This is a genomic window from Flavobacterium sp. N502536 (genome assembly GCF_025947345.1).
Lineage (GTDB): Bacteria > Bacteroidota > Bacteroidia > Flavobacteriales > Flavobacteriaceae > Flavobacterium.
In genome coordinates this window covers 1,318,453-1,341,451 of record NZ_CP110011.1, presented here as the reverse complement: position 1 = coordinate 1,341,451, position 22,999 = coordinate 1,318,453, and the positions used below count along the sequence as shown (strand labels likewise).

The window sequence follows — 22,999 nt, the reverse complement described above, 5'->3', positions numbered from 1 at the left end:
GTTCTAAGTTGTACTATTTTTAGAATTACATTTTAGATTAACAGAATTAGCAGATTTAATATAATGGCAACACCCAAAAAACCGGCACCAAAAAAAACAACCGCCAGTAAACCAAAACCGGCACCAAAGAAAGGCAGTCGCACATTTGGTGAAAAAGTAAAGTGGTTTTTTATCAAATTATTTTTATGGTTCTTCGGAATCTCGATTGCGTCGGTGGTATTTTTTAAATATGTGCCCGTGCCTTTTACGCCTTTAATGATTATTCGTGCCATAGAGAACAAAATGGCCGGTAAGGAAGTCTATTTTGACCATGACTGGGAGCCAATCGATAAAATTTCAATGAACCTGCAAAAAGCAGTTATCGCAAGCGAAGATGGAACCTTTTTAAAACACAATGGTTTCGATTTCAAAGCACTGCAAAAAGCCTATAAAAGCAACGAACGTGGACGTCGTATTCGTGGTGGAAGTACTATTTCACAGCAAACCGCCAAGAATGTATTTTTATGGCAGGGTAAAAGTTATTTCCGGAAAGGACTTGAAGCTTATTTTACCGTTTTAATTGAATTAATCTGGGGTAAGGAGCGTATTATGGAGGTGTACCTGAACAGCATTGAAATGGGAGATGGGGTTTACGGAGCTTATGCCGCTACGGAACATTGGTACCGTCGCGATGCCTCGAGTTTAACGCCTATGCAGGCTGCGGGAATTGCAGCAATATTGCCAAATCCAAGAAAGTTTAAAGCCACAGGATCTTCCAGTTATATCAACCGTAGAAAAGAACGAATTGTTCGTGAAATGCGTTCGGTTGGGAAAATAAATTACCATGCAAACTAAAAAGGTCTTTGTTTTATGTGGGTTGTTGCTAACAACTCTGACTTTCGGACAGATAAAAACCACAGAGACGGGGTTAATTACAGATAACGATTTATACACTTCGTCCAAAAACGATATGTATTACACCAATGGTATTGAGCTTTTTTATCGTTATTTATCGGAGAATAACAACGATAAAATCAGCAAGAAGATCACGGAATTTCGTATCGGACAGTATATTTATAATCCGAGATTTATAAACAAAGAAGCCGTTACGATTAATGACCGCCCTTTTACCAGTTATCTTTTTGTAGAAGGGGGGCAAAGTTGTTTCTATAAAAGCGAATCGGTTTTGAAAACTGATTTTCAGTTGGGTTTTATGGGGCCCAATGCTTTTGGTAGGGAAACTCAGGAAAGTTTTCACCATCTTATTGGTTACAAAAAAGTATATGGCTGGGGCAATCAGTTGCACAATGCAATTGCTGTTCAGGCCCATGTCATGTATTCGAAGAAATTATTTCCCGCAAAACACAATGATTTTGTCGATCTTCACTTTCAGTCGGAAGCAAATGTTGGGACTATTTTTACCGGGGTTTCAACGGGATTGCTGGCTCGAATTGGTTTCAAAAAATTACGCCCGATTTATGATTCTAATTTGCATGATGCTTCTGTAAGTGATGTGCCGCAATATAATGTTCGCGAGTTTTATTTTTATGCAATGCCCAGCGTCAATTACCAGTTTTATGATGCTACAATTGAGGGAAGTATGTTTAGCAATTCCAGTCCGCTGACCTTTGATCTGGAACCGCTTCGTTTTAATGCGGAAGCGGGTTTGAAATTACATCACAATAACTTCAATATGTCGTACTCGTTTATGTATCGCGGCAGAGAATTAAATGATCCGTATACCAATACCAATGCGGGATACTTTTACGGGTCGATTCGATTTGGGTATTTGTTGAATTAGTTTTTTTTAGTCGCGGAGGTTTTTGGCTCGAAAAGACGCTAAGGCGCAAAGCTTTGTCTTTGTACTATTGTTATAAGGCGGGGCATTTTTTTGTTGTTTACTTGCCGCATCTGGGTTTATTGCCTGGTATAGTTGCGGGTAAATGTCCTTTTGATTCAATAGTGATGTCTGTTTTTCTCAAAAAGTTAAATCGGATTAGAGATCCTTCAAGACCCTGACCAAAATCTACAATATACAAATCATCGGTTTTGGCTATTTGCTGTGGAATTGTTTGATTTGATGCCGTTTTGATTTGATTTTTACTGAAAGAATAAGTACTTCCCTTCAAATTGTATTTGATATCATTTTTTGTGAAAGTTAAGGTAGCTCCCGTTGTATTATCTTTCCAGGTTCCTTGTATCCAGGAAGGAGAATAAAAAACTCCCTGTGTATCTTCGTCGCTTGACGAACAGGAAGTAATAAAAATAAGGCTTAGAAGTAAAATTAAATTTTTCATTTTTTGGAGTTTAAAAGTAATATTCGATAAGTCTAACAAAAACAATTCCGAACTCTGTTTTTCTGATGGATTTAACTTTTGTTTATAGGTAAAGCTTCCATTTTTATGAAAGTAGCAGACTACAATCTTTTTGATAAAGTATTCAGTAATAAGCGAGAGAGGTTGGTCTTTGTCGGCAAAATTCTCTACTCTGAATCTTTATAGTTCAAAGGTTTAACCTTTTGGTAATGTTGTAAAAAATCTAAATCTTTATTTTTAACTCAAAATTAAAGTTATGGAAATCAATTGGATAGTGATTGGGATTGTAGCGGCAGTTGTAATTGTCGTGATCGTATTTACCATCAGAAAAAATCAGAAAGAGAAAAAGAAACTGACGGATTTGTTAAATAATGATTTTAAGAAAGCGGAGAAAAAAAGGGTAGATTCCGAAGACTCTGCGAATGAACAGTAAGAAAATTTCTTTCAAAATAAAAAAACCGTATTCCAATAAAGTAATACGGTTTTTTTGTGGAGAATACCGGATTCGAACCGGTCACCCCTTGCCTGCCAGGCAAGTACTCTAGCCAAATGAGCTAATCCCCCAAATGCGAGAGCAAATTAAGTCAATTAATTTTCAAAAAGCAAATTTCAAATCACTTCAACCGAAAATATTTTTCAAAAGTGTAACTTTACGATCAAATTTATTTTTTATGAGTGCAGAAATACAAGACGGTTCTTTACAAACTACTTTCCATAATGCGGTTGCAACGGTTGAATTTGGACATCCGGCCGGCAATTCTTTCCCAAGACAATTATTAGATCGGTTGACTTCAGAGATTAATACTTTAAGTGAGAACAAAACAGTTTCGGTTATTGTTTTGAAGAGCTTAGGGACTAAGGTTTTTTGCTCAGGTGCTTCATTTGATGAATTGCTGGCGGTGAAAAATGAACAGCAGGGGGCGCACTTTTTCTCCGGTTTTGCTCATTTGTTAAACGCAATGCGCAATTGTTCTAAAATTATTGTGGCACGTGTGCAGGGAAAAGCAGTTGGTGGCGGTGTTGGAATTGTTTCGGCTTGCGATTATGTTTTAGCGACTCCTGAAAGTGCGGTTAAATTATCGGAGTTGGCGATCGGAATTGGGCCTTTTGTGATTGAACCTGCTGTTTCGCGTAAGATTGGCAAAGCCGCAATGACCGAAATGACTTTGGCAGCGCACGAATGGAAATCGGCGGCATGGGCATTAGAGAACAAATTGTTTACAGAAATCCATGATGCAGAAAATTTAGATACGGCAGTGGTCAATTTCACACAACAATTAAGTTCGTATAACCCTGATGCTTTGTACGAAATGAAGAAAATTATTTGGGAAGGAACGGAAAACTGGGAATCATTGCTGATCGAGCGTGCAGGAATTACTGGAAAACTAGTTTTGTCTGATTTTAGCAGAAAAGCTTTAGAACAGTTTAAGAAATAGAGTGTTTCGTTAATAACCGATTCTTTATAGCAGTTTAAATTATGACATTTGTCATTGGACGCAGCGGCAGAGAAGTATAATTTTGAAGGATGTTAAAACGGTTTCAATGACAGCTTGAAATTAATCTTTTCAGGTTTGGAAATGATTTTTTTAAAGTGAAACATAAACAATAAATCAAGATGAGGATTATTTCGTTGTTGCAGCAAGTGGATGTTGCAGAGAAAATTAAGGCTGCTCCCGATAGCAGTTATCAGATTGGAGTAGTGATCGGATCCTTTATTCCTTTCGTTGTTTTAATCGGAATTGCGTATTGGATGTATAACAGAGCCAAAAAAAGAGACGAGAACGGTTATTAATTTGTAAATTTGCAACCTAAAATTCAAATCGATGAGTAATATCAGAATTACAAAACAATTTAGTTTCGAAACCGGACATGCTTTATACGGTTACGACGGAAAATGCAAAAACGTTCACGGGCACAGTTATAAATTATCGGTAACGGTTATTGGTTCGCCAATTACGGACCGATCGAATGTGAAATTTGGGATGGTAATTGATTTTTCAGATCTAAAGAAAATTGTAAAAGAAGAAATCGTCGATCAGTTTGATCATGCTACGGTTTTTAATGAAACAACACCACATATCGAATTGGCAAATGAACTAAAAAATCGTGGTCATCACGTTATTTTGGTGAATTACCAGCCAACAAGTGAAAATATGGTCGTAGATTTTGCCGATAGAATCATGGCGCGTTTACCAAAAGAAATTTCTCTTTTCTCCTTAAAACTTCAGGAAACAGAATCTTCATTTGCAGAATGGTACGCTTCTGATAATAACTAAAACGTAAATGGTGAAAGGTCAAACGTTTCACATCTAAACAAATCGCATCTCACAAAAAAACTAAATGAAAAAAGTATATTTCGCTTCTGATCAGCATTTCGGAGCTCCAACGCCAGAGTTGAGTTTGCCACGTGAAAAGAAATTTGTTGCATGGCTGGATGAGGTGAAAGGAGATGCAGAAGCTATTTTTTTATTAGGGGATCTGTTTGATTTTTGGTTTGAATATAAAACGGTCGTTCCAAAAGGTTTTGTGCGTATTTTAGGGAAACTGGCGGAAATTCGTGACAGCGGTGTCCCGGTTTATTTTTTCGTAGGAAATCATGATTTATGGATGAACGATTATTTTGAAACCGAATTGAATATTCCGGTATATCATGACAATAAGGAGTTTACCTTTAACGGAAAAACATTCTTAATTGGTCACGGCGACGGAAAAGGTCCAGGTGATAAGGGGTATAAACGTATGAAAAAGGTTTTTACGAATCCGTTTTCAAAATGGCTCTTTCGATGGCTTCATCCCGATGTTGGCGTAAGTCTGGCGCAGTATTTATCAGTCAAAAACAAATTGATTTCGGGTGATGAAGATGTCAAATTCCTGGGAGAAGAAAACGAATGGCTGGTCTTGTATGCCAAACGCAAACTGGAAACCAAACACTACAATTATTTTATTTTTGGTCATCGCCATTTACCAATGATCATTCCGGTTGGAGAAGATTCCAAATATGTCAATTTGGGCGATTGGATTGGTTATTTTACATACGGAGTTTTTGACGGAGAGACTTTTGAACTTAAAAAATTCGAACAATAACTACTTTTTATTTTTGGGATAAATCCCGATTTTGTGTGTTCTCAAAACATAATTTGACTTCTGTTTGCTTTTTGAAAGCTGAAATGTGATGGCATTCGACAGCTGCTTTGGCATATGACAGGCTACGCAATTGTCTGCCAGTAAACGCTCAGAGCTGTTTTTTAAAGTTGTGGCGTTGTGTTTTAAATCCTGATGGCAACTCATGCATATTTTCGAATAACTCGCAAGATTTTGCGAAGCATTTGCGTGCGGATTATGACAGCTCATACAATCCATAGTTTCGCTTTTCTGGAAACATTTACTTTGGGCAAGCAGGCCCAGTTGATTCCCATGTACATCAAAATGAATGCTGTCGTTTGAAGTAGGAGTAGCTCTGAAATAATCGCTAATATTATCCCCGGGTTTAAATTGAAAACGGGACTTCATTTTTAATTTGTCATTTCCGGAGTGACAGAGGGCACAGGCATCTAATCTTTGTTGTCTGGTCAGCTTTTTAAAAGAAACAATACTTTGGGGTTTGTTTTTTAAATCGGGAAATTTCAAATGGGTTTGAACGTGTTGTTTGGCCGGTCCGTGGCAGCGTTCACAATCGATTCCGTAAACCAACGTTTTTTTATTCAGGAAAGGTTCCGTTTCCATTGACATGCCTCTAACTTGATCTGAACTTGTAGTTACAAAACTGCCTGCAATATTCGAACTGTGACAGGCATAACAGTCTTTGGGGATTTCTCGGGTAAAGTTAGCCGCATCGGCAGGATATCCGGGACTTGTAGCCCAGCTGTTTAGTGATTTGTAGTAGGATATTGGCAGTTCGTAAGTAGTATGGTTTTTCCAAAAGGCACTTGTTTGGGCATGTTTGGTTCCAAATACAATATCAAAAGGATAGGCTTCTACCTCTTTTCCGTTTTTGTAAAGTACCTGATACAAACTGTCATTGCGTTCTTCCATGACTAATTTGGTGGTTTTGTCATACACGAAAGTATTGTGTCCCTTTGTAAAATGACCCAGTATGTTTTCTTTAGAAGCGGGAGAGGTGGCTTTGAAATGTGAACTGTGAAAAGCATTTTCGTATTGCACTTTATGACATTGAATACAGCTTTCAGAACCTGCATAATCAGTTCCTCTGGGGTCAATGTAATTATCCGACTCGTTCTTGCAACCCGTTACAAAAAAGAGTAATGCAACAACGGCAAAAAGAATGCGTGTTTTTTTCATTGTTGTAAATATACTTTATTTTGAATACAAACAAAATATATTTCAATAACGAAAAGATGTTGTTAAAATGTTTAGAATACTTCTTAGTTTAAGCCAACTCCATAAACATATTCGTCTAGCTCAATTCTAAATAAAGAGCCTTCTACTAAATCTTTGATCGATTTTAGTTCTTTAATAGAAACGGCCAAATCTATTGCTGCGTATGGGGTTTTAAGCAAAAATTTGTGACAAGAGTTTTTTAGTTCGCAAGCTTCGCAACATGCATTTTCAATCATACTGTCCTCAATTAAATCGCAAAAATAATTGAGTTCCTGAACGGTGAAGTAAAATCCGGTTTCTTTAAAAACCAATTGTATTTTGTCAGTGATAGTTTCGTTTTCCTTTTTCCAGTAAAAGGCAATTCCAAAATTATTGTGGTATAATTGTTCTATTTCTCTCATTACAGATCCTTTTATTTCAACAAATATAAATATTATTTATATTAATTCTAAATAAAAAAGTCTTAAAATTTGGAAAAAATAAACAAGATATTGGTCATGTCAGTTTAATGCTGTTTGGAGTTTTATTTAATCGATTGTTCCTTACTCCATATTTTGATGATCGTCCATGTCTTTTTGAAGATCTAAATTCCTAAACGTAGGGGATATTAGCCCAAAACCTAAAACGGTCAGGAGTGTAATACTGCCTCCAAAAATTACGGAAGTTACGGTTCCCATTAATTTGGCAGTTGCACCACTTTCAAAGGCTCCCAGCTCGTTAGAAGATCCAACAAAGATGGAGTTTACAGCCCCCACGCGGCCACGCATATGATCCGGAGTTTTAAGCTGTAAAATGGTTTGGCGGATTACTACTGAAATTCCATCGGCAAGTCCGCTTAAAAATAAAGCAAAAACAGAGAGCCAGAAATACGTAGAAAAGCCAAATAAAATAATGGATAATCCAAAGATAAATATGGCAATTAGAAGTTTTTTTCCGGCGTTTTTATATAAAGGTACATATGCAGATATGAGCATCGTTATAAAAGAACCCACTGCCGGAGCAGCTCTTAAGATACCAAAACCTTCTGAACCAACTTTTAGAATATCCTGTGCAAAAATGGGTAATAAAGCAACGGCACCGCCAAAAAGTACCGCGATCATATCCAGAGACAAAGCCCCTAATACAATCTGATTTCGGAATACAAATGTTAAACCTTCTGTTAAACTGTCTTTGATTGATTCTCCAATCTTTGGATTTATAATTGGCTTTTTACTGATTTGTGATAATGCAATTAAGGAAAGTATTGAGAATCCGAAAACAAGACACATTGACCAGTGAACTCCAATCCAATTGATCGAAAAACCGGCAACTGCAGGGCCTAATACGGCTCCAATTTGCCAAACAGAACTGCTCCAGGTAGCTGCATTTGGATATGCTTTTTTAGGAATTATCAGTGATAGAAGAGAAAAAATAGTAGGTCCGAGAAAAGCTCTGACCAAACCGCCCAAAAAGACTAAAGCGTAGATGGAATACAGGATTACATTTGAAGATAAGCCGCCGACAACTCTAGGCCAGGTGACTAAAAATAATCCAAAACTGATTACGGAAAAGCCTAAAATACATTTTACCAACAAACCTTTCTTTTCGCTCTGATCGACGATGTGCCCGGCAAATAAGGCCATTGAAACAGCCGGTATCACTTCCATTAAACCAATAATTCCGAGAGATAATGGATTCTTAGTGATACTGTAAACTTCCCATTCGATTACAATAAACTGCATTGCCCAGGCAAAAACCATTGCAAAACGCAAGATAAGGAATACATTAAATTCTCTGTAGCGTAACGCCTGATAAGGATCTTGCTTGTGTGGTTTAGTTTTCATTTGTTCTGATGTCTTTTAGCATAAGTTGATTCGAAACCGTTCCATTCCATTCGTTTTCAGCAAGGGAATAAGCCAGTTGAAACGGGTTTTGATTTTTTGCGATGTCTAATTTTTTTCCAAGACCAAAGCCTATCGCAGCAATTCCATCTGAATTATTTTGTTTTACAAAAAGTCTCAAATGTTCCTCTTCTGCTCCTAAGGTTTTGGCGTAGCCCGTGTCTTTGATGCTTTTAGTCATAAAAACAGGAGTCATATTTAAAGGGCCAAAGGGCTCAAATTGTTTTAAAATCCGGATTAGTTTTGGCGTGATATCGCTGAAATTAATTTCGGCATCAATTTCTATTTCGGGAGTTCGCATTTCGGGCAAAATGGTTTCTTCGACTTGTTTTTCGAAAGCCTCTTTAAAGGTTTTATAGTTTTCAGCTTTGAGCGTCATTCCGGCGGCGTACATATGCCCTCCAAATTGTTCCAAGTGTTCAGAGCAGGCGTCGAGAGCATTGTAAACGTCAAAACCTTTTACCGATCTTGCAGATGCCGCATATTTGTCACCGCTTTTGGTAAAAACCAAAGTTGGACGATAGTACGTCTCGATTAATCGGGAAGCTACAATTCCGATGACACCTTTGTGCCAGTCTTCCTGAAAAACAACAGTGGAAAATCGGTCTTGTTCGTTGTTTTCTGCGATTTGCTGAAAAGCTTCTTTGGTTATTTTTTTATCGAGATCTTTTCGGTCTGCATTGTATTGTTCAATTTCTGATGCAAATTGCTGCGCCTGTTCAAAATTAAACTCGGTAAGCAATTCAACAGCATGATTCCCATGTTTGATTCGTCCTGCGGCATTTATTCGGGGTGAAATGATAAAAACAACATCGGTTATGTCTAAGGTTTTCTTTTTTACCTGATGCACCAAAGCCTTAATTCCGGGCCTCGGATTGGAATTGATTACCTGTAAACCGTAAAAAGCGAGGATTCTGTTTTCGCCTGTTATCGGTACAATATCCGCAGCAATTGCAGTCGCGACTAAATCGAGGTAGGGCAAGAGATCCTGAATGGTTTCGTTTCTGTTTGTCCCTAAAGCCTGAATCAGTTTAAAACCAACTCCGCAACCGCACAATTCATCGTAGGGGTAGGAGCAGTCGTTTCTTTTCGGGTCTAAAATGGCAACAGCGTCAGGAAGAGAATCTCCGGGTCTGTGGTGGTCACAGATGATAAAATCTATGTTTTTTTCTTTCGCATAAGCGATATGATCGATAGATTTTATTCCGCAGTCTAACGCAATGATTAATGAAAAGCCGTTGTCGTCGGCAAAGTCAATTCCTTTAAAAGAAATTCCGTAACCTTCATCGTAACGATCGGGAATGTAAGTGGCAATATGGGGATAATGTGATTTCAAATAAGCCGAAACCAATGAAACGGCAGTTGTTCCGTCGACATCATAATCACCAAAAACTAAAATGTTTTCCTGATTTTTAATGGCCAGTTCGATTCTGGAAACCGCCTTGTCCATGTCTTTCATCAAAAACGGATCGTGCAGCTGTTCTAAGGAAGGACGAAAGAAATCCCTGGCCTCGTCAAAAGTTTCAATGCCACGCTGAATCAAAAGAGTTGCGACAAAATCTTCTACATTTAAAGCTTGCGCCAAATGTTTGATTTTTTCTTCAGAAGGTTTTGGTTTTAAGGTCCAGCGCATGGTTGATTTTAGATTTTAGATTTCAGATTTCAGATTTTTGAAATCGTTTAATCGGGTAGGTGTTCTTATTGCCACAGATTAGAGGATTTAAAAAGATTTTAATCTGTGCTAATCTGAGAAATCTGTGGCGGAAATATTGGCATTGAAAAGATTTCGATTTTACTGAGCTTGACAAATGTTATTTTGCTTCCAAAGCATTTCCTTCAAACTGAATTCCGTCCCAGCCTAAGTTGATGAAATTTCTAATGTTTTGATGGTTCGTACCGTTTGGATCTCCCAGAACTTCATCAAAATAGAATGCACCAAAACAAGCCAAAGTTTCGTCTTTAGTCAGGTTTTGCAATTTTGCGAAAGAAAATAATTTGCATGAACCAGAGTTTTCTCCGGCTGCATTATGTTGTGTTCCGTTTTGGAAGGCTGTTGGAGTAAAGTTGTAGTGGTTTTCGATTACTGCTATAGTTTCCGGGAAGGTTATTTCGTTTGGAGTTTGTTTTACTTTTTCTAAAAAGGCTTGTATGCTCATGATGTTTATGCTTTGCTATTATTTTATGTATAATCTTATTGTCAGTTCGAGCGAAGTCTAGAACCGGTTGCAGCATCTCGACTTCGCTCGATGGGACAAACGGGGATTTAAAAAACAATGGAGTTTTTAATCTTCTTCTTTTTCGTCATCATCCTTCGAAAACTTACTTTTCTTGGGCTCTTTTGTTATGGTTTTTCCGGCCACGACTACGACAATTTCGCCTCGTGGTGCTGTTTTTTCAAAATGAGTCAGTACTTCTTTTGCGGTTCCGCGTACGTTTTCTTCGTGCAGTTTCGATAATTCTCTCGAAACACAAACTTGTCTGTCTTCTCCGAAATATTGAATGAATTCGGCCAATGTTTTTACCAGTTTATGTGGTGAAACATACAAAATCATGGTTCTGGTTTCTTCGGCTAATGTTAGAAAACGGGTCTGACGTCCTTTTTTGTCAGGGAGAAAACCTTCAAAAACAAATTTGTCATTGGGTAATCCGCTGTTGACTAAAGCCGGCACAAAAGCTGTTGCTCCCGGAAGGCATTCAACTTCGATTTTGTTTTCAACACAGGCACGTGTGAGTAAAAAACCGGGATCTGAAATTGCAGGAGTTCCTGCGTCGGAAATTAAAGCAATGGTCTCACCGGCTTTCAGACGTGCAATTAAATTTTCGGTCGTTTTATGCTCGTTGTGCATGTGATGACTGTGCATGTGCGTGCCAATTTCAAAATGCTTCAGCAGTTTACCGCTGGTACGGGTGTCTTCGGCCAAAATCAAATCGACTTCTTTCAAAATCCGGATGGCACGAAAGGTCATGTCTTCTAGATTGCCAATTGGCGTAGGAACGATATATAATTTTGACATGTTTTTATTTGTGAAATGTGAAATGTAAAATGTGAGAGGTTAGGAGAATTTTTTCTCAATGATTCCTAGGAAACGCTCGGCGTAATCATCTTTTCCATCCCAGTTGTTGTAATCGGGTTTTACCATATCCTCAATAAATTCTTTTGCTTCACCATAAGAATCAAAAGTTAGTAACTGATTTAAAACACGGCTGTAATCTTCTGAACTGTTCCCGAAAAGGTTTTTGGTGAAAGCAATACGGTCGTTTAAGTCAATGTGAAAACCTTTTGCCAGTTTTTCATTTAACGTAACCGCTTTGGGTTCAGCAGGAGTTTCTAATACCGTTGTTTGAGTAGTTTTTGGCTCTTTCAACTCATTGATTGATGGTGTTGAAGTAGGAGAAACAGCCTCGAAACTGTCTACTTTTACAAAATGGGCATCAGCGTAATTAATCCCTAATATTTCTTCAAAAGAAATGTGTACAGGGCCCGGTTTTGAAGAAGTTTCTGCTTTTGGCTCTTCTTTTTTCGGTTCTTCCTCTTTTTCTACTTCTTCTAATTTATCTAATTCAAAAGCCGGAACGAAATCTGGAATTGGCTTAAAGTCACTAACGGTTCTAAACGAAAGTTCTTCGGCTGGTTCTGTTTCTTGTGCTGTTTCTGAAATTGCTTCTTCCTCTTTTTCAACAACCGGTTCTTCCTCTTTTTCAACAACAATTTCCGGAACAGTTTCGATAATTGGCTCTGCTGCGGTTTCTTCAGGAATTTCAGCGGTTACTTCTTCAAGAATTTCTGGCTCGGGACTTGCATCTTCCGTAGGCTCCGAAATTACTTCTTCGGGAGCTTCCGGTTCCGGATTTGGATCTTCTGCAGGTTCAGCAGCGATTTCTTCAGTCGCAATTTCTTCAGCAACTATAGCTTCTTCTACTGCTATTTCTTCCGTTGCTATTGGAGTTTCAATTTTAACTTCTGTTGCAATTGTTTCTTCTTTTTCAAAGATAGATTCAATTTCAGAATGGATTTGGTTGTGACCAATTGTTGGCTTCAGAGTATCGAAATTCTCGTCTACAAATTTTAAAACCGCTAGTTTTTCATATAATTTCTGCGTTTCAAGATACAATTGATTGATATCGGATTTGTTTTTAAGTTTTAAAATTCGATGTGCAATGCTGATTAAATCGGCTTCCAATTTTTTTTTCATAACTGTTGAAATTATAGTGAATACGGTATTTTAGTATATTTTGTATTTGAATGTCTTTATTCGCGATCGAAAACGGAAAGATATTTTTTTATTTCTGTTAATAAGCGTTTGCGAATCTCCGATTTGATAAAAATTTTCTACTTTTGAAAAAGTGTAAAATTGCAATTTTTCACGTCGATTTATTACCAGTACAAAGTAATAAAAACTATTCATTTTTAAAGGTAGAAAAATACAAAATGTTTCTCGAAAATACAGTAAATCACAAAGAACAATTTGGTTGGATTGAAGTTATTTGTGGATCAATGTTTTCGGGTAAAACCGAGGAATTAATCCGCAGATTAAAACGCGCCCAATTTGCCAAACAAAGAGTCGAAATCTTTAAACCCGCTATTGATACCCGCTATCATGACGAAATGGTGGTATCTCACGATGCCAACGAAATTCGTTCTACTCCGGTTCCGGCTGCAGCCAATATCTCTATTTTAGCACAAGGTTGTGATGTTATCGGGATTGATGAAGCACAATTTTTTGATGATGAAATTGTTACGGTTTGTAACGATCTGGCCAATCAGGGAATACGTGTGATAGTTGCAGGACTTGATATGGATTTTAAAGGAAATCCTTTTGGTCCTATGCCGGCACTTATGGCGACGGCCGAATACGTAACAAAAGTTCACGCCGTTTGTACCCGTACCGGAAATCTTGCCAATTATAGTTTTCGTAAAACAGATAACGATAAGTTAGTAATGCTTGGTGAAACCGAAGAGTATGAGCCATTGAGCCGTGCCGCTTATTATAATGCCATGAAAAAGATTCAGGAGAAATAACGATTTTTTCTTTCTAACCCAACAAATTAAAAGATGCAGCAACCTACTAAAAAAAAGAATTCAACGATTTTAATTGTAAGTGCCATTGCGGCATTATTGCTGGCTTTAGTTTTGTATCGTTCTTTTAAAGAACCTGTGAAAGATAAGGCAATGGTTGAATTGGTTAATAAATACAATGAAAATTGTCCTTTAATCATTCAGGAGGGAATTCGTCTGGATAATGTTACTTTGCCTAAAGATAAAGTGGTTCAGTACAATTTGACTTTGTTAAATGTTGAAAAAGAGACTGCAGAAATTGAAACGATAAAACAAAATATTGAAGCAAGTCTTTTGAGTACGGTTAAAGCAAATCCTGGGCTTAAAGCTTTTCGGGACAGTGGTTTTACCCTGATCTATAATTACGATGATAAAAAAGAAAATTATTTGTTTCAGATTACGATAACGCCGGATCAGTATAAATAATTTAAGGATGTTATAAATTAAACTCGACAGGTTTTTGAAACCTGTCGGGTTTGTTGTTTTTGAAAACGACTGTCGGGCTTCGACTTCGCTCAGCCAGACAAGGTGGTAAATTGGTTGTTGTTTTTTATTTAGTAGCGTAAATTTTTCTCGCTTTATAAATTTAAACCCGACAGGTTTTCAATACCTGTCGGGTTTGTTGTTTTTGGGTATAAAAAAAACCTAACGAGATTTAAAAATCAGTTAGGTTTTTTATTTAGTAGCGTAAACTTTTCTTGCTCTATAAAATTAAACCCGACAGGTTTTAAAAAGCTGTCGGGTTTGTGGATTAGATTTTTTTCCTCATCCTTGCTACCGGAATATCTAATTGTTCGCGGTATTTTGCAATGGTTCTTCGGGCAATTGGATAGCCTTTTTCTTTTAAAATTTCGGCTAATTGATCGTCAGGTAAAGGTTTCTTCTTATCTTCTTCTTCAATGGTGTTTTGAAGGATTTTTTTAATCTCTAAAGTCGAGACGTCTTCTCCTTGGTCATTTTTCATGGCCTCAGAGAAAAACTCTTTGATTAGTTTTGTACCGTATGGTGTTTCGACATATTTACTGTTGGCGACACGCGAAATGGTCGAAATATCCAAACCAACCATGTCTGCAATGTCTTTTAAGATCATTGGTTTTAGTTTGGTTTCGTCTCCATCCAAAAAGTACTCTTCCTGATAATGCATAATTGCATTCATCGTCACAAAAAGAGTTTCCTGACGTTGTCTGATCGCATCGATGAACCACTTAGCCGAATCCAGTTTTTGTTTGATAAACTGAACGGCATCTTTTTGTGCCGACGATTTATCACGGGAATCTTTGTACGTCTGCATCATTTCCTGATAATCTTTAGAAACGTGCAGGGAAGGAGCATTTCGTCCGTTTAAAGTCAATTCCAGTTCACCATCTACAATTCTAATCGCAAAATCGGGAACTACATTCTCTGTTACCTTATTGTTTCCGGTATAAGATCCTCCCGGTTTTGGATTCAGTCTTTCGATTTCGTGAATGGCTTTTTTAAGCTGCTCGTTCGAAACGCCGTATTTTTGTAAAAGCTTGTCGTAATGTTTCTTGGTGAAAGCATCAAACTGATTTTCGATGATATCAATCGCTAAATCGATATACTCTGTTGGGGTTTTATGCTTCAATTGCAGCAATAAACATTCCTGTAAATCACGTGCTCCAACTCCCGAAGGTTCGAGTTCATGAATCACCTGAAGCATTTTTTCGACCATTTTCTCATCGGTATAAATTCCCTGAGTAAAGGCCATATCGTCTACAATATCCGGAACGCTTCTGCGGATGTACCCCATATCGTCGATACTTCCAACAAGGAATTCGGCAATTTCACGTTCTTCATCATTCAGAATAAAAGTATTCAACTGATTGATTAAATCCTGATGAAAACTAATCGGCGAAGCAAAAGGAGTTTCGCGTTCTTCGTCTTCACTGTAATTGTTCACCTGAGTTTTATAATCGGGTGTATCGTCGTCGCTTAGATATTCGTCTATGTTAATGTCGTCTGCTTCGATTCTGTCAGATTCAGCATCATCGTAATCGTCGTAGTCTTCATTGGCAAATTCATCCGCTTCGTATTCGTCTTCTTTACCGGCTTCCAGTGCCGGATTTTCGTTCATTTCTTCCAATAAACGTTGCTCAAAAGCTTGCGTAGGCAATTGAATTAACTTCATCAGCTGAATTTGCTGTGGAGATAATTTTTGGGATAATTTTAAATTTAAAAATTGCTTTAGCATAAAAAAGTTGCTAAGATACTGAGGTACTAAGGTACTGAGCATCTTATGTTGGCGAATTAAATTCGTGTTAAAATTATTTTATTTATGTTTCAAAATCTTAGAGCCTTAGCATCTTAGTCGCTTAGAACCTTTGATTAGAATTCTGCATTTCCAGGAGTTCTCGGGAAAGGAATTACGTCACGGATGTTTGTCATTCCGGTTACAAACAATACCAAACGCTCAAATCCAAGTCCGAAACCTGCGTGAGTTGCCGATCCGAATCTTCGGGTATCTAAATACCATGATAATTCTTCTTCGTCAATTTCTAAAGCTTTCATTTTTTCGATCAAAACGTCGTAACGCTCTTCTCTTTCAGATCCACCAACAATTTCTCCAATTCCAGGGAAAAGGATATCCATGGCACGAACCGTTTCTCTTCCCGGTTCAGTGTTGTCGTTCAAACGCATGTAAAACGCTTTAATGTTTGCTGGGTAATCAAACAAGATTACCGGACATTTAAAGTGTTTTTCAACCAAATAACGCTCATGTTCTGACTGTAAATCAGCTCCCCATTCGTTGATAAGATATTGGAATTTTTTCTTTTTGTTTGGAGTAGAATCTCGCAGGATGTCAATAGCTTCTGTATAAGAAACACGTTTAAAGTTGTTCTCTAATACAAAGTTCAGTTTTTCTAACAAAGCCATTTCGCTTCTTTCTGCCTGAGGTTTTGATTTTTCTTCATCTAAAAGTCTTCCTTCTAAAAACTTCAAATCATCCTGACAATTGTCTAAAGCATATTTAATTACATACTGAATAAAATCTTCAGCCAAATCCATGTTGTCATCCAAGTTATTGAAAGCAACTTCCGGCTCGATCATCCAAAACTCAGCAAGGTGACGAGAAGTATTAGAGTTTTCAGCTCTAAAAGTTGGTCCAAAAGTATAAATCTGACCCAAAGCCATCGCATACGTTTCTCCTTCTAACTGTCCTGAAACTGTTAAGTTTGTTTCTTTTTCGAAAAAATCTTCTTTATAGTTTACCTTTCCGTCTTCAGTTCTTGGCGTGTTGTCAAAAGGCAAAGCCGTAACTTTAAACATTTCTCCTGCACCTTCAGCATCAGAACCGGTAATGATTGGCGTATTTACATACACAAAACCTTTTTGTTGAAAATAATTGTGAACCGCAAACGACAATACCGAACGCACACGCATAATTGCACCAAACATATTGGTACGAACACGTAAATGTGCATTTTCGCGTAAGAAATCTAAACTAGGTTTGTTTTTTGGTTGTATCGGGAATTTTTCTGCATCAGAATCTCCTAAGATTTCCAATTTATTCACCTGAATTTCGTATTTCTGACCAGCACCTTTACTTTCGATCAAGGTTCCAATTACAGAAACCGCAGCTCCGGTCGTAATTCTTTTTAAAGTTTCGTCAGGTGTATTTTCAAAATCAACAACACATTGTATATTATTAATGGTAGAACCGTCATTAAGTGCGATGAACTGATTATTTCTAAAAGTTCTCACCCATCCTTTTGCATTAACCTCCTGAAGCGTCGTCGTACTGTTTAATAAGTCTTTAACTTTTGTGTGTTTCATTTTATATATACTATTGAAATTAAATTATTTGTTGTGTAATAACTGCAAATATAAACGATAATAATTAAAATTAGAAGCTGTTTCCTGCTATCCGCTATATCTTTTTCTTCCTAAAGAAGTCAGAAAAAGGATACCGCTGCTATCAGGGCTAGGGCGATCGTTTTTATAAAGTCAGTTATTCTCTTTTTTGTTATTCTGAGGAATGAGGAATCGCACTAGTAAGCCTGTAAAGAAATTCGCTAATCGTTGTCGGACTTCTCGTGGAATTATTTTTTCGTCAATTAAGAAGAAAAAACTAATTGATCTTTTATTTCCTTCGGAATTTGATCTTTCTCTTTTATTTTTTCGTAGATACTTAATGCCTTCTTTTTCATTTTGTCATCTTTCTTTTCTTCGGAAACTTTTAAAAGTGATAGAGAATAATAAACCTTGAAATTAAAGTCTTTTTTGTAAGAAGAATAAACTTTGTCAAAGTTTTTCACGGCCTCATTATGCTTATTGTTCATTGAAAGTAAAATTCCCAGTAAGTAAATCACATCATCCTTTAATTTTGGATTTACATTTTTGTATTTTTCAATGGCAATATTTACATTTTCTAATCCTTTTTCGTGATCTCCAAGAATTGGTGAAGTAATTGCAAATCCGTAATAACCCTCAGGGTTTTCAGGAAATAGCTTTATTATTTCAGTATATTTTTTTCTGGCAATTTTGACGGTTTTTTCATTGGCATATCTTAAACATTCAGCGGCTAAATTTGTTTTAAACTCAAGCGATTTATTATACGAGCTATCTGCTGCTATATACAAGGGCAATGCATTCTTGTCTCCTAATAATCTTAATGTATATCCGGTAAAAAACAAAGCGTCACAAAATGTTGTGTCTTTTTTATATGCATCAAAAAAAACTTTTGACGTAATCTTAAGATATTTTTTATCTAAAGATCTATTTAGATAAAGAGTTTCAATTCCGAGATTAAAAAGTCTGATTGATTCAGAATTCTCAGATTTGCAGTATAAATTTTTTCCCTCAAAATAATTTTGAGAAGACATTAAGTTTAGATTCGCAACATAATTTTGAGAGAATGTTGAGTTGATATTCAATATAAGAATTAACAGGATTATCTTTTTCATACTTTTGAGTGACTTTTATTAGTGTACTTTATGAAACCTTAATTTTCCAATCCCTCCAAATCCTCTTTCTTAGCCTTCTTTTTTTCGAAAGTCAAGACCAAAGCCGGTAAAACCAATAAATTGGCAAACATCGCAAAGGCCAATGTGCATGAAATTAAACCTCCCAATGCAATGGTTCCGCTGAAGCTCGAAAGCGTGAAAGTAGCAAATCCAAGAATCAAAACCACCGAAGTATAAAAAGTACTGATTCCGGTTTCTCTTAAAGCACTGAAAACTGATTTTTTTACCTTTCCGTTATTCTGCAATAAATCATGATGGTACTTCGCCATAAACTGAATCGCATTGTCTACCGAGATACCAAATGCAATACTAAACACTAAAATCGTCGAAGGTTTTAATGGAATCCCAAAATACCCCATCAATCCTGAAGTGATGCACAGCGGTAAAATATTCGTAATTACCGAGGCAAAAACCATTTTAAACGATCGGAACAAGTAAAGCATCAACGCGGCAATGACGAGTATCGCAAAAATCAAAGACTCAATTAAATTGTCAACCAGGTATGAAGTTCCTTTTTGAAACACCAGTGCTTTTCCGGTTATCGTAACTTCGTAACGGTCTTTCGGGAAAATTTCATCAATCTTGCTGTGAAGTTTTTTCTCCACTTTTGCCATTTCATCCGTACCAATATCTTTCATGAAAGTGGTAATTCGGGCATATTGTCCGGTCGAATCTACATAGGCTTTCATCAGATTTTCTTTGCTGTTTTTGGTTGCATTTTTAGCATACGACAAAATAAAAGTCTGTTCCTGCGAAGTCGGCAATTGGTAATATTCAGGATTTCCGTTATAAAAAGCCTGTTTCGAATACTTAACCAGATTTACGATCGAAACCGGTTTTGCCAGTTCAGGCATTTCTGTGATGGTGTTTTGCAATTCGTCCATTTTACGAATGGTCGATGCTTTCATGACACCCTTTTTCTTTTTGGTATCAATCATGATCTCAAGCGGCATCACACCATTGAATTCTTTTTCGTAGAAGAGGATATCCTTAAAGAAAGAAGCGCTTTTTGGCATTTCACCAATCAAACTTCCCGAAACTTTCATTTGAGTAACTCCAATAACACTAAAAATCAATAGTAAACCATAAATCGTATAGATTACTTTTCGTTTGCTTTTTACCGCATATTCAACAAAATCCAGTAAGGTCGAAATGTACGTTTTTGTTAAATGATACAAATGTTTTTCTCCCGGAACCGACATGAAACTGTACACGATCGGTACAATTAAAAGCGTTAGTAAATACACCGAAATTACATTGATCGAGGTAACCAGACCAAATTCAAAAAGCAAGTCATTCCCGGTAATCATAAACGTTGCAAAACCAATTGCCGTGGTTAAATTGGTCATTAAAGTCGAAACTCCAATTTTAGAAATAATACGCTGTAATGCTTTTGCCTGATTGTTGTGGAGTTTGATTTCCTGCTGGTATTTGTTGATCAGGAAAATACAGTTTGTAATTCCGATTACAATAATCAATGGTGGAATAATAGCGGTTAGAATCGTAATTTTATAATGAAACAATCCTAAAGTTCCAAAAGACCAGATTACCCCCACAATTAAAATACAGATAGAAATAAAGGTGGCTCGGTACGAACGGAAAAAGAAAAAGAAAATCAAAGAAACCGTCAGTAAGGCCGCACCAATAAAAAGTCCGATTTCGCCTTTCATATTGTCAGCATTGATCGTTCTGATGTACGGCATTCCCGACACACGCAAATCAATTCCTGTGGTTTTTTCGAATTTATCAATTTTCGGAACCAGATTTTCCAGAATAAATGTTTTTCTTTCAGCAGTGTTTACAAGTGCTTTGTTGATGTAAATTGCTGAACGGATACTACCGCTTTCTTTGTTATAAAGCAATCCTTCGTAAAAAGGTAAATTATGAAATAAATCATATTGCACCTTTTTCAAATATTCGGGATCAGTTGCTTTGCTTTGATCGATAAACGGAGCCAGAACAAATTTTTCGTTAACCGTGTCTTTTTCCAGTTTCTTCAAATCGTTTAAGGAAACCACTAAGTCTACTTCTTTCGATTTTTTAAGACCCGTCATAAGCTCATTCCAGGCAGCATAATTTTTTGGCGTGAAGAATTTTTTATCCTGAAAACCAATCACAACCAGATTTCCTTCTTCTCCAAATTTATCCAGAAATTTTTGATAATCTTTATTGGCAATATGGTTTTTAGGAAGCAAATTTGCTTCAGTATAAGTCATAGAGAGGTTTTTCCATTGGTAACCAAGGAAAATAGTCAGGGCAGCGATCCCAACGAGTATAGAAATTCTGTTTTTAAGTATGATTCTGGCTAATTTCTCCCAAAATCCAACTTGTGTGACGTTTTTCATAAAATTTGTAAAATGGATGCAAATGTAGTGAAAAGTGCTCGAAATCTTAAATATTCGGCTTGGTTTTTACGGTTTGTTAACACAATTGAAACGATGCCGTCGTTTAAAAATGTGATATTTTATAGAATTCTACGTTAGCTTTTCTCATATTTGTATCTAATTTAAAAAGAGGTAGAAAATGAATTGGATTCTATTAATAATCGCAGGACTTTTTGAAGTTGCCTTTGCCTCTTGTCTCGGCAAAGCCAAAGAAACGACAGGAACGGTTTCGACCTACTGGATGATTGGTTTCTTTGTTTGTCTTTCCATCAGTATGTTTTTGTTGTATAAAGCCACTCAGGTATTGTCCATTGGAACTGCCTATGCGGTTTGGACCGGAATTGGAGCAGTTGGAACTGTTTTGGTTGGAATATTAGTTTTTAAAGAACCAGCCACTTTCTGGAGAATATTCTTTCTTTCGACTTTAATTGCTTCGATTATTGGATTGAAGTTTGTTTCCAGTCATTAAAAATCTGTGGGCAAGAAAAACTTTTAAACTTTACATAAACAATGCAAGACAATACAATCACTTTTATATTTCTGGCAATTCTCTTATTGCTTATCGTTATCATTTGTTTTTTGATGTATCAACTGCTGCAGTTCAAAAAAGCAAAAGACGATGCCGAGAAAAGCTTTTATGCACTCGAAATGAAGGTGAACGATTTGCAGTTGGAGACTTTAGAGTCAAAACTGAATCCGCATTTGTTTAAGAATATTTTAAATTCGATTCAGTCGCATGCTTATCAAACCTATTTTGCCTTAGATAAACTGGCGAATGTATTGGATTATATTCTTTACGAGAGTAAGAAAAAATTTGTCACGGCAAAAGAAGAAATTGATTTTGCACTCAATTTAATCGAAATCAATAAGATCAAAATCAGTCCGCTTTTTGAATTGAAAATCAAAACCAACATCAATAAAGAAGATAAGTTGTACGAGCAGCCTTTACTGGCACCGTTAATTTCGATTGATTTAATTGAAAATGCTTTTAAACATGCCGACTTACAGAGTGCCGATGCTTTTATTTCGGTTGTATTTGAGTTTAGGGACAATGCTTTTTCGATGACCGTTTCCAATAAAATATCGGATAAAAAAGTATTGAAAAAAGAACGAAGCGGTTTTGGCCACGCCACCTTAGAACACCGCTTGCGAATTATTTACAAAAACAACTTCAAACTCGACCGATTTGTCGAAAATGACATTTATATTGCTCATCTAAAAATAGACTTACTTGAATACAAAACTGAAATGCTTGCTGCTGGACGATGAGCTGCCGGGCTTAACGTATCTGAAAATGCTTTGCGAACAGATTCCCGAAGTAGAAATTGTAAAAACGTTTAACAATCCCGAAAAACTCCTCGCTGAAATTCCGAATCTCGATTTTGATTTGTTGATTTCAGATATCGAAATGCCCGGAATCGACGGTTTGCATCTGGCAGAAACTCTCGACAATAAGTTGGTTATTTTCTGCACAGCTTATAAAGAGTATGCCGCTGATGCTTTTAATATTGATGCGGTCGATTATATTACAAAACCGGTAAAACTCGAACGTTTGCAAAAAGCGATCTCAAAAGCTTTTGAACGTTTCGACAAACCGGATGCCGCTAAAAAATTCATTCAGTTGAATACCGATAAAGGCAAAACGTTACTTTATTTTAATCAGATTCAGTACATCAAGACGGCCATTAGTGACAGTCGGGATAAAACCGTACTGCTGGTTGACGGAAGTTTGCTCAACTTAAAGAATGTGAAATTTGATACCCTTTTACAGGAACTTCCCGAGACTGATTTTTGCCGTGTCAACAAAAAAGAAATTGTGGCCGTAAAGGCAATAAAGTTTTTTAATCATAATGAAATTGTATTGCACCATTTAGAAAAAGACGGTAAAAACAGCTCTTTAATTCTGAGTGAAACTTATCGTGCCGATTTCCTGAAAAGAGTCAAACTATAAGATTTTAGTTAAGGACGAAGTCCTGTCAGGCTGAGCGAAGTCGAAGCCCCCTCTTTTTAATTACAAAAGCACTCTACTTCACTGAAGATGACAATCGTTTTAGAGGTTGTT

24 protein-coding genes and 1 tRNA gene are annotated in these 22,999 nt (G+C 36.8%); 12 read left to right on the top strand and 13 right to left on the bottom strand.

Going from position 1 to position 22,999, the window contains the following annotated elements; genetic code table 11:
* Positions 1-63: 63 nt before the first annotated feature.
* Together mtgA and OLM61_RS06105 are read left to right on the top strand one after the other, a co-directional pair.
* Positions 64-834 (top strand): monofunctional biosynthetic peptidoglycan transglycosylase, encoded by a 771-nt coding sequence (gene mtgA, locus OLM61_RS06110; RefSeq protein WP_264525520.1) that lies wholly within the window; start codon positions 64-66, stop codon positions 832-834.
* Positions 824-1,780 carry a lipid A deacylase LpxR family protein gene (locus OLM61_RS06105; protein WP_264525519.1) on the top strand — a complete coding sequence of 319 codons (957 nt, stop codon included), beginning with the start codon at positions 824-826 and terminating at the stop codon, positions 1,778-1,780. Before mtgA ends, OLM61_RS06105 begins: the two co-directional genes overlap by 11 nt.
* A 97-nt stretch (positions 1,781-1,877) precedes the next feature.
* On the opposite strand, the gene OLM61_RS06100 is transcribed toward OLM61_RS06105, so the two are convergent.
* Positions 1,878-2,276 (bottom strand): hypothetical protein, encoded by a 399-nt coding sequence (locus OLM61_RS06100; RefSeq protein WP_264525518.1) that lies wholly within the window; start codon positions 2,274-2,276, stop codon positions 1,878-1,880.
* Between the two features lie 274 nt (positions 2,277-2,550).
* On the opposite strand from OLM61_RS06100, the gene OLM61_RS06095 reads away from it, so the two are divergent.
* Positions 2,551-2,727: a hypothetical protein gene (locus OLM61_RS06095; protein ID WP_264525517.1), complete on the top strand. Its 177-nt coding sequence runs from the start codon at positions 2,551-2,553 to the stop codon at positions 2,725-2,727.
* Positions 2,728-2,784: 57 nt separating this feature from the next.
* On the opposite strand, the gene OLM61_RS06090 is transcribed toward OLM61_RS06095, so the two are convergent.
* Positions 2,785-2,858: transfer RNA gene (locus tag OLM61_RS06090), tRNA-Ala, on the bottom strand.
* Positions 2,859-2,965: 107 nt separating this feature from the next.
* On the opposite strand from OLM61_RS06090, the gene OLM61_RS06085 reads away from it, so the two are divergent.
* From OLM61_RS06085 to OLM61_RS06070, 4 genes are all read left to right on the top strand, one after another.
* Positions 2,966-3,730 (top strand): enoyl-CoA hydratase/isomerase family protein, encoded by a 765-nt coding sequence (locus OLM61_RS06085; RefSeq protein WP_264525516.1) that lies wholly within the window; start codon positions 2,966-2,968, stop codon positions 3,728-3,730.
* 179 nt (positions 3,731-3,909) lie between these two features.
* Positions 3,910-4,086, top strand: a complete 177-nt coding sequence (locus OLM61_RS06080; protein WP_249966463.1) for a hypothetical protein — start codon at positions 3,910-3,912, stop codon at positions 4,084-4,086.
* 31 nt (positions 4,087-4,117) lie between these two features.
* On the top strand, positions 4,118-4,570 hold the full coding sequence (locus tag OLM61_RS06075; protein WP_264525515.1) for a 6-pyruvoyl trahydropterin synthase family protein: 453 nt from the start codon (positions 4,118-4,120) through the stop codon (positions 4,568-4,570).
* Between the two features lie 64 nt (positions 4,571-4,634).
* Positions 4,635-5,378 carry a UDP-2,3-diacylglucosamine diphosphatase gene (locus OLM61_RS06070; RefSeq protein ID WP_264525514.1) on the top strand — a complete coding sequence of 248 codons (744 nt, stop codon included), beginning with the start codon at positions 4,635-4,637 and terminating at the stop codon, positions 5,376-5,378.
* Here OLM61_RS06070 and OLM61_RS06065 read toward each other — a convergent pair whose 3' ends face one another.
* From OLM61_RS06065 to OLM61_RS06035, 7 genes are all read right to left on the bottom strand, one after another.
* A complete protein-coding gene (locus OLM61_RS06065) occupies positions 5,379-6,593 on the bottom strand; it encodes a cytochrome c3 family protein (protein WP_264525513.1) in 1,215 nt (404 codons plus the stop codon).
* An 83-nt stretch (positions 6,594-6,676) separates the two neighbouring features.
* Positions 6,677-7,033, bottom strand: a complete 357-nt coding sequence (locus OLM61_RS06060; RefSeq protein ID WP_263362077.1) for a hypothetical protein — start codon at positions 7,031-7,033, stop codon at positions 6,677-6,679.
* A 141-nt stretch (positions 7,034-7,174) separates the two neighbouring features.
* On the bottom strand, positions 7,175-8,455 hold the full coding sequence (locus OLM61_RS06055) for an MFS transporter (RefSeq protein WP_264525512.1): 1,281 nt from the start codon (positions 8,453-8,455) through the stop codon (positions 7,175-7,177).
* A complete protein-coding gene (recJ, locus tag OLM61_RS06050) occupies positions 8,445-10,145 on the bottom strand; it encodes a single-stranded-DNA-specific exonuclease RecJ (protein WP_264525511.1) in 1,701 nt (566 codons plus the stop codon). Before recJ ends, OLM61_RS06055 begins: the two co-directional genes overlap by 11 nt.
* A gap of 178 nt (positions 10,146-10,323) precedes the next feature.
* On the bottom strand, positions 10,324-10,668 hold the full coding sequence (locus tag OLM61_RS06045) for a HopJ type III effector protein (RefSeq protein WP_264525510.1): 345 nt from the start codon (positions 10,666-10,668) through the stop codon (positions 10,324-10,326).
* A 126-nt stretch (positions 10,669-10,794) separates the two neighbouring features.
* Positions 10,795-11,526 carry a 16S rRNA (cytidine(1402)-2'-O)-methyltransferase gene (gene rsmI / locus OLM61_RS06040; protein WP_264525509.1) on the bottom strand — a complete coding sequence of 244 codons (732 nt, stop codon included), beginning with the start codon at positions 11,524-11,526 and terminating at the stop codon, positions 10,795-10,797.
* Between the two features lie 39 nt (positions 11,527-11,565).
* On the bottom strand, positions 11,566-12,705 hold the full coding sequence (locus OLM61_RS06035) for a hypothetical protein (RefSeq protein WP_264525508.1): 1,140 nt from the start codon (positions 12,703-12,705) through the stop codon (positions 11,566-11,568).
* 236 nt (positions 12,706-12,941) lie between these two features.
* Between OLM61_RS06035 and OLM61_RS06030 the strand changes: the two genes are divergently transcribed.
* Together OLM61_RS06030 and OLM61_RS06025 are read left to right on the top strand one after the other, a co-directional pair.
* The gene (locus OLM61_RS06030) at positions 12,942-13,532 is read left to right on the top strand and encodes a thymidine kinase (RefSeq protein ID WP_264526364.1); all 591 of its coding nucleotides are present in this window, start codon (positions 12,942-12,944) and stop codon (positions 13,530-13,532) included.
* Between the two features lie 33 nt (positions 13,533-13,565).
* Positions 13,566-13,994 carry a hypothetical protein gene (locus OLM61_RS06025; RefSeq protein WP_264525507.1) on the top strand — a complete coding sequence of 143 codons (429 nt, stop codon included), beginning with the start codon at positions 13,566-13,568 and terminating at the stop codon, positions 13,992-13,994.
* Between the two features lie 325 nt (positions 13,995-14,319).
* Here the strand turns inward: OLM61_RS06025 and rpoN are convergent, their stop codons facing one another.
* The 4 genes from rpoN to OLM61_RS06005 form a co-directional block, all read right to left on the bottom strand.
* A complete protein-coding gene (gene rpoN / locus OLM61_RS06020) occupies positions 14,320-15,780 on the bottom strand; it encodes an RNA polymerase factor sigma-54 (RefSeq protein ID WP_264525506.1) in 1,461 nt (486 codons plus the stop codon).
* Between the two features lie 134 nt (positions 15,781-15,914).
* Positions 15,915-17,363: an asparagine--tRNA ligase gene (asnS, locus tag OLM61_RS06015; RefSeq protein ID WP_264525505.1), complete on the bottom strand. Its 1,449-nt coding sequence runs from the start codon at positions 17,361-17,363 to the stop codon at positions 15,915-15,917.
* 281 nt (positions 17,364-17,644) lie between these two features.
* A complete protein-coding gene (locus tag OLM61_RS06010) occupies positions 17,645-18,493 on the bottom strand; it encodes a hypothetical protein (RefSeq protein ID WP_264525504.1) in 849 nt (282 codons plus the stop codon).
* A 38-nt stretch (positions 18,494-18,531) separates the two neighbouring features.
* A complete protein-coding gene (locus OLM61_RS06005) occupies positions 18,532-20,898 on the bottom strand; it encodes an efflux RND transporter permease subunit (RefSeq protein ID WP_264525503.1) in 2,367 nt (788 codons plus the stop codon).
* A gap of 178 nt (positions 20,899-21,076) precedes the next feature.
* Here OLM61_RS06005 and OLM61_RS06000 point away from each other — a divergent pair, with 178 nt between their 5' ends.
* From OLM61_RS06000 to OLM61_RS05990, 3 genes are read left to right on the top strand one after another with little or no spacing between them, the layout of a single operon-like run.
* Positions 21,077-21,406: a DMT family transporter gene (locus tag OLM61_RS06000; protein WP_264525502.1), complete on the top strand. Its 330-nt coding sequence runs from the start codon at positions 21,077-21,079 to the stop codon at positions 21,404-21,406.
* A 41-nt stretch (positions 21,407-21,447) separates the two neighbouring features.
* On the top strand, positions 21,448-22,206 hold the full coding sequence (locus OLM61_RS05995; RefSeq protein ID WP_264525501.1) for a sensor histidine kinase: 759 nt from the start codon (positions 21,448-21,450) through the stop codon (positions 22,204-22,206).
* The gene (locus tag OLM61_RS05990) at positions 22,169-22,888 is read left to right on the top strand and encodes a LytR/AlgR family response regulator transcription factor (protein WP_264525500.1); all 720 of its coding nucleotides are present in this window, start codon (positions 22,169-22,171) and stop codon (positions 22,886-22,888) included. Before OLM61_RS05995 ends, OLM61_RS05990 begins: the two co-directional genes overlap by 38 nt.
* Positions 22,889-22,999 lie beyond the last annotated feature (111 nt).

Excerpts from the sequence above, each read along its gene's own strand:
- OLM61_RS06080 (WP_249966463.1), top strand. The coding sequence starts at position 3,910 with ATGAGGATTATTTCGTTGTTGCAGCAAGTGGATGTTGCAGAGAAAATT.
- rsmI (WP_264525509.1), bottom strand. The coding sequence starts at position 11,526 with ATGTCAAAATTATATATCGTTCCTACGCCAATTGGCAATCTAGAAGAC.
- OLM61_RS06045 (WP_264525510.1), bottom strand. The coding sequence starts at position 10,668 with ATGAGCATACAAGCCTTTTTAGAAAAAGTAAAACAAACTCCAAACGAA.
- OLM61_RS06095 (WP_264525517.1), top strand. The coding sequence starts at position 2,551 with ATGGAAATCAATTGGATAGTGATTGGGATTGTAGCGGCAGTTGTAATT.
- recJ (WP_264525511.1), bottom strand. The coding sequence starts at position 10,145 with ATGCGCTGGACCTTAAAACCAAAACCTTCTGAAGAAAAAATCAAACAT.
- OLM61_RS05995 (WP_264525501.1), top strand. The coding sequence starts at position 21,448 with ATGCAAGACAATACAATCACTTTTATATTTCTGGCAATTCTCTTATTG.
- asnS (WP_264525505.1), bottom strand. The coding sequence starts at position 17,363 with ATGAAACACACAAAAGTTAAAGACTTATTAAACAGTACGACGACGCTT.
- OLM61_RS06060 (WP_263362077.1), bottom strand. The coding sequence starts at position 7,033 with ATGAGAGAAATAGAACAATTATACCACAATAATTTTGGAATTGCCTTT.
- OLM61_RS06025 (WP_264525507.1), top strand. The coding sequence starts at position 13,566 with ATGCAGCAACCTACTAAAAAAAAGAATTCAACGATTTTAATTGTAAGT.
- OLM61_RS06065 (WP_264525513.1), bottom strand. The coding sequence starts at position 6,593 with ATGAAAAAAACACGCATTCTTTTTGCCGTTGTTGCATTACTCTTTTTT.
- OLM61_RS06005 (WP_264525503.1), bottom strand. The coding sequence starts at position 20,898 with ATGAAAAACGTCACACAAGTTGGATTTTGGGAGAAATTAGCCAGAATC.
- OLM61_RS06105 (WP_264525519.1), top strand. The coding sequence starts at position 824 with ATGCAAACTAAAAAGGTCTTTGTTTTATGTGGGTTGTTGCTAACAACT.
- OLM61_RS06100 (WP_264525518.1), bottom strand. The coding sequence starts at position 2,276 with ATGAAAAATTTAATTTTACTTCTAAGCCTTATTTTTATTACTTCCTGT.
- mtgA (WP_264525520.1), top strand. The coding sequence starts at position 64 with ATGGCAACACCCAAAAAACCGGCACCAAAAAAAACAACCGCCAGTAAA.
- OLM61_RS06030 (WP_264526364.1), top strand. The coding sequence starts at position 12,942 with ATGTTTCTCGAAAATACAGTAAATCACAAAGAACAATTTGGTTGGATT.
- OLM61_RS06055 (WP_264525512.1), bottom strand. The coding sequence starts at position 8,455 with ATGAAAACTAAACCACACAAGCAAGATCCTTATCAGGCGTTACGCTAC.
- OLM61_RS06070 (WP_264525514.1), top strand. The coding sequence starts at position 4,635 with ATGAAAAAAGTATATTTCGCTTCTGATCAGCATTTCGGAGCTCCAACG.
- OLM61_RS06035 (WP_264525508.1), bottom strand. The coding sequence starts at position 12,705 with ATGAAAAAAAAATTGGAAGCCGATTTAATCAGCATTGCACATCGAATT.
- OLM61_RS06010 (WP_264525504.1), bottom strand. The coding sequence starts at position 18,493 with ATGAAAAAGATAATCCTGTTAATTCTTATATTGAATATCAACTCAACA.
- OLM61_RS06000 (WP_264525502.1), top strand. The coding sequence starts at position 21,077 with ATGAATTGGATTCTATTAATAATCGCAGGACTTTTTGAAGTTGCCTTT.
- OLM61_RS06075 (WP_264525515.1), top strand. The coding sequence starts at position 4,118 with ATGAGTAATATCAGAATTACAAAACAATTTAGTTTCGAAACCGGACAT.
- OLM61_RS06085 (WP_264525516.1), top strand. The coding sequence starts at position 2,966 with ATGAGTGCAGAAATACAAGACGGTTCTTTACAAACTACTTTCCATAAT.
- rpoN (WP_264525506.1), bottom strand. The coding sequence starts at position 15,780 with ATGCTAAAGCAATTTTTAAATTTAAAATTATCCCAAAAATTATCTCCA.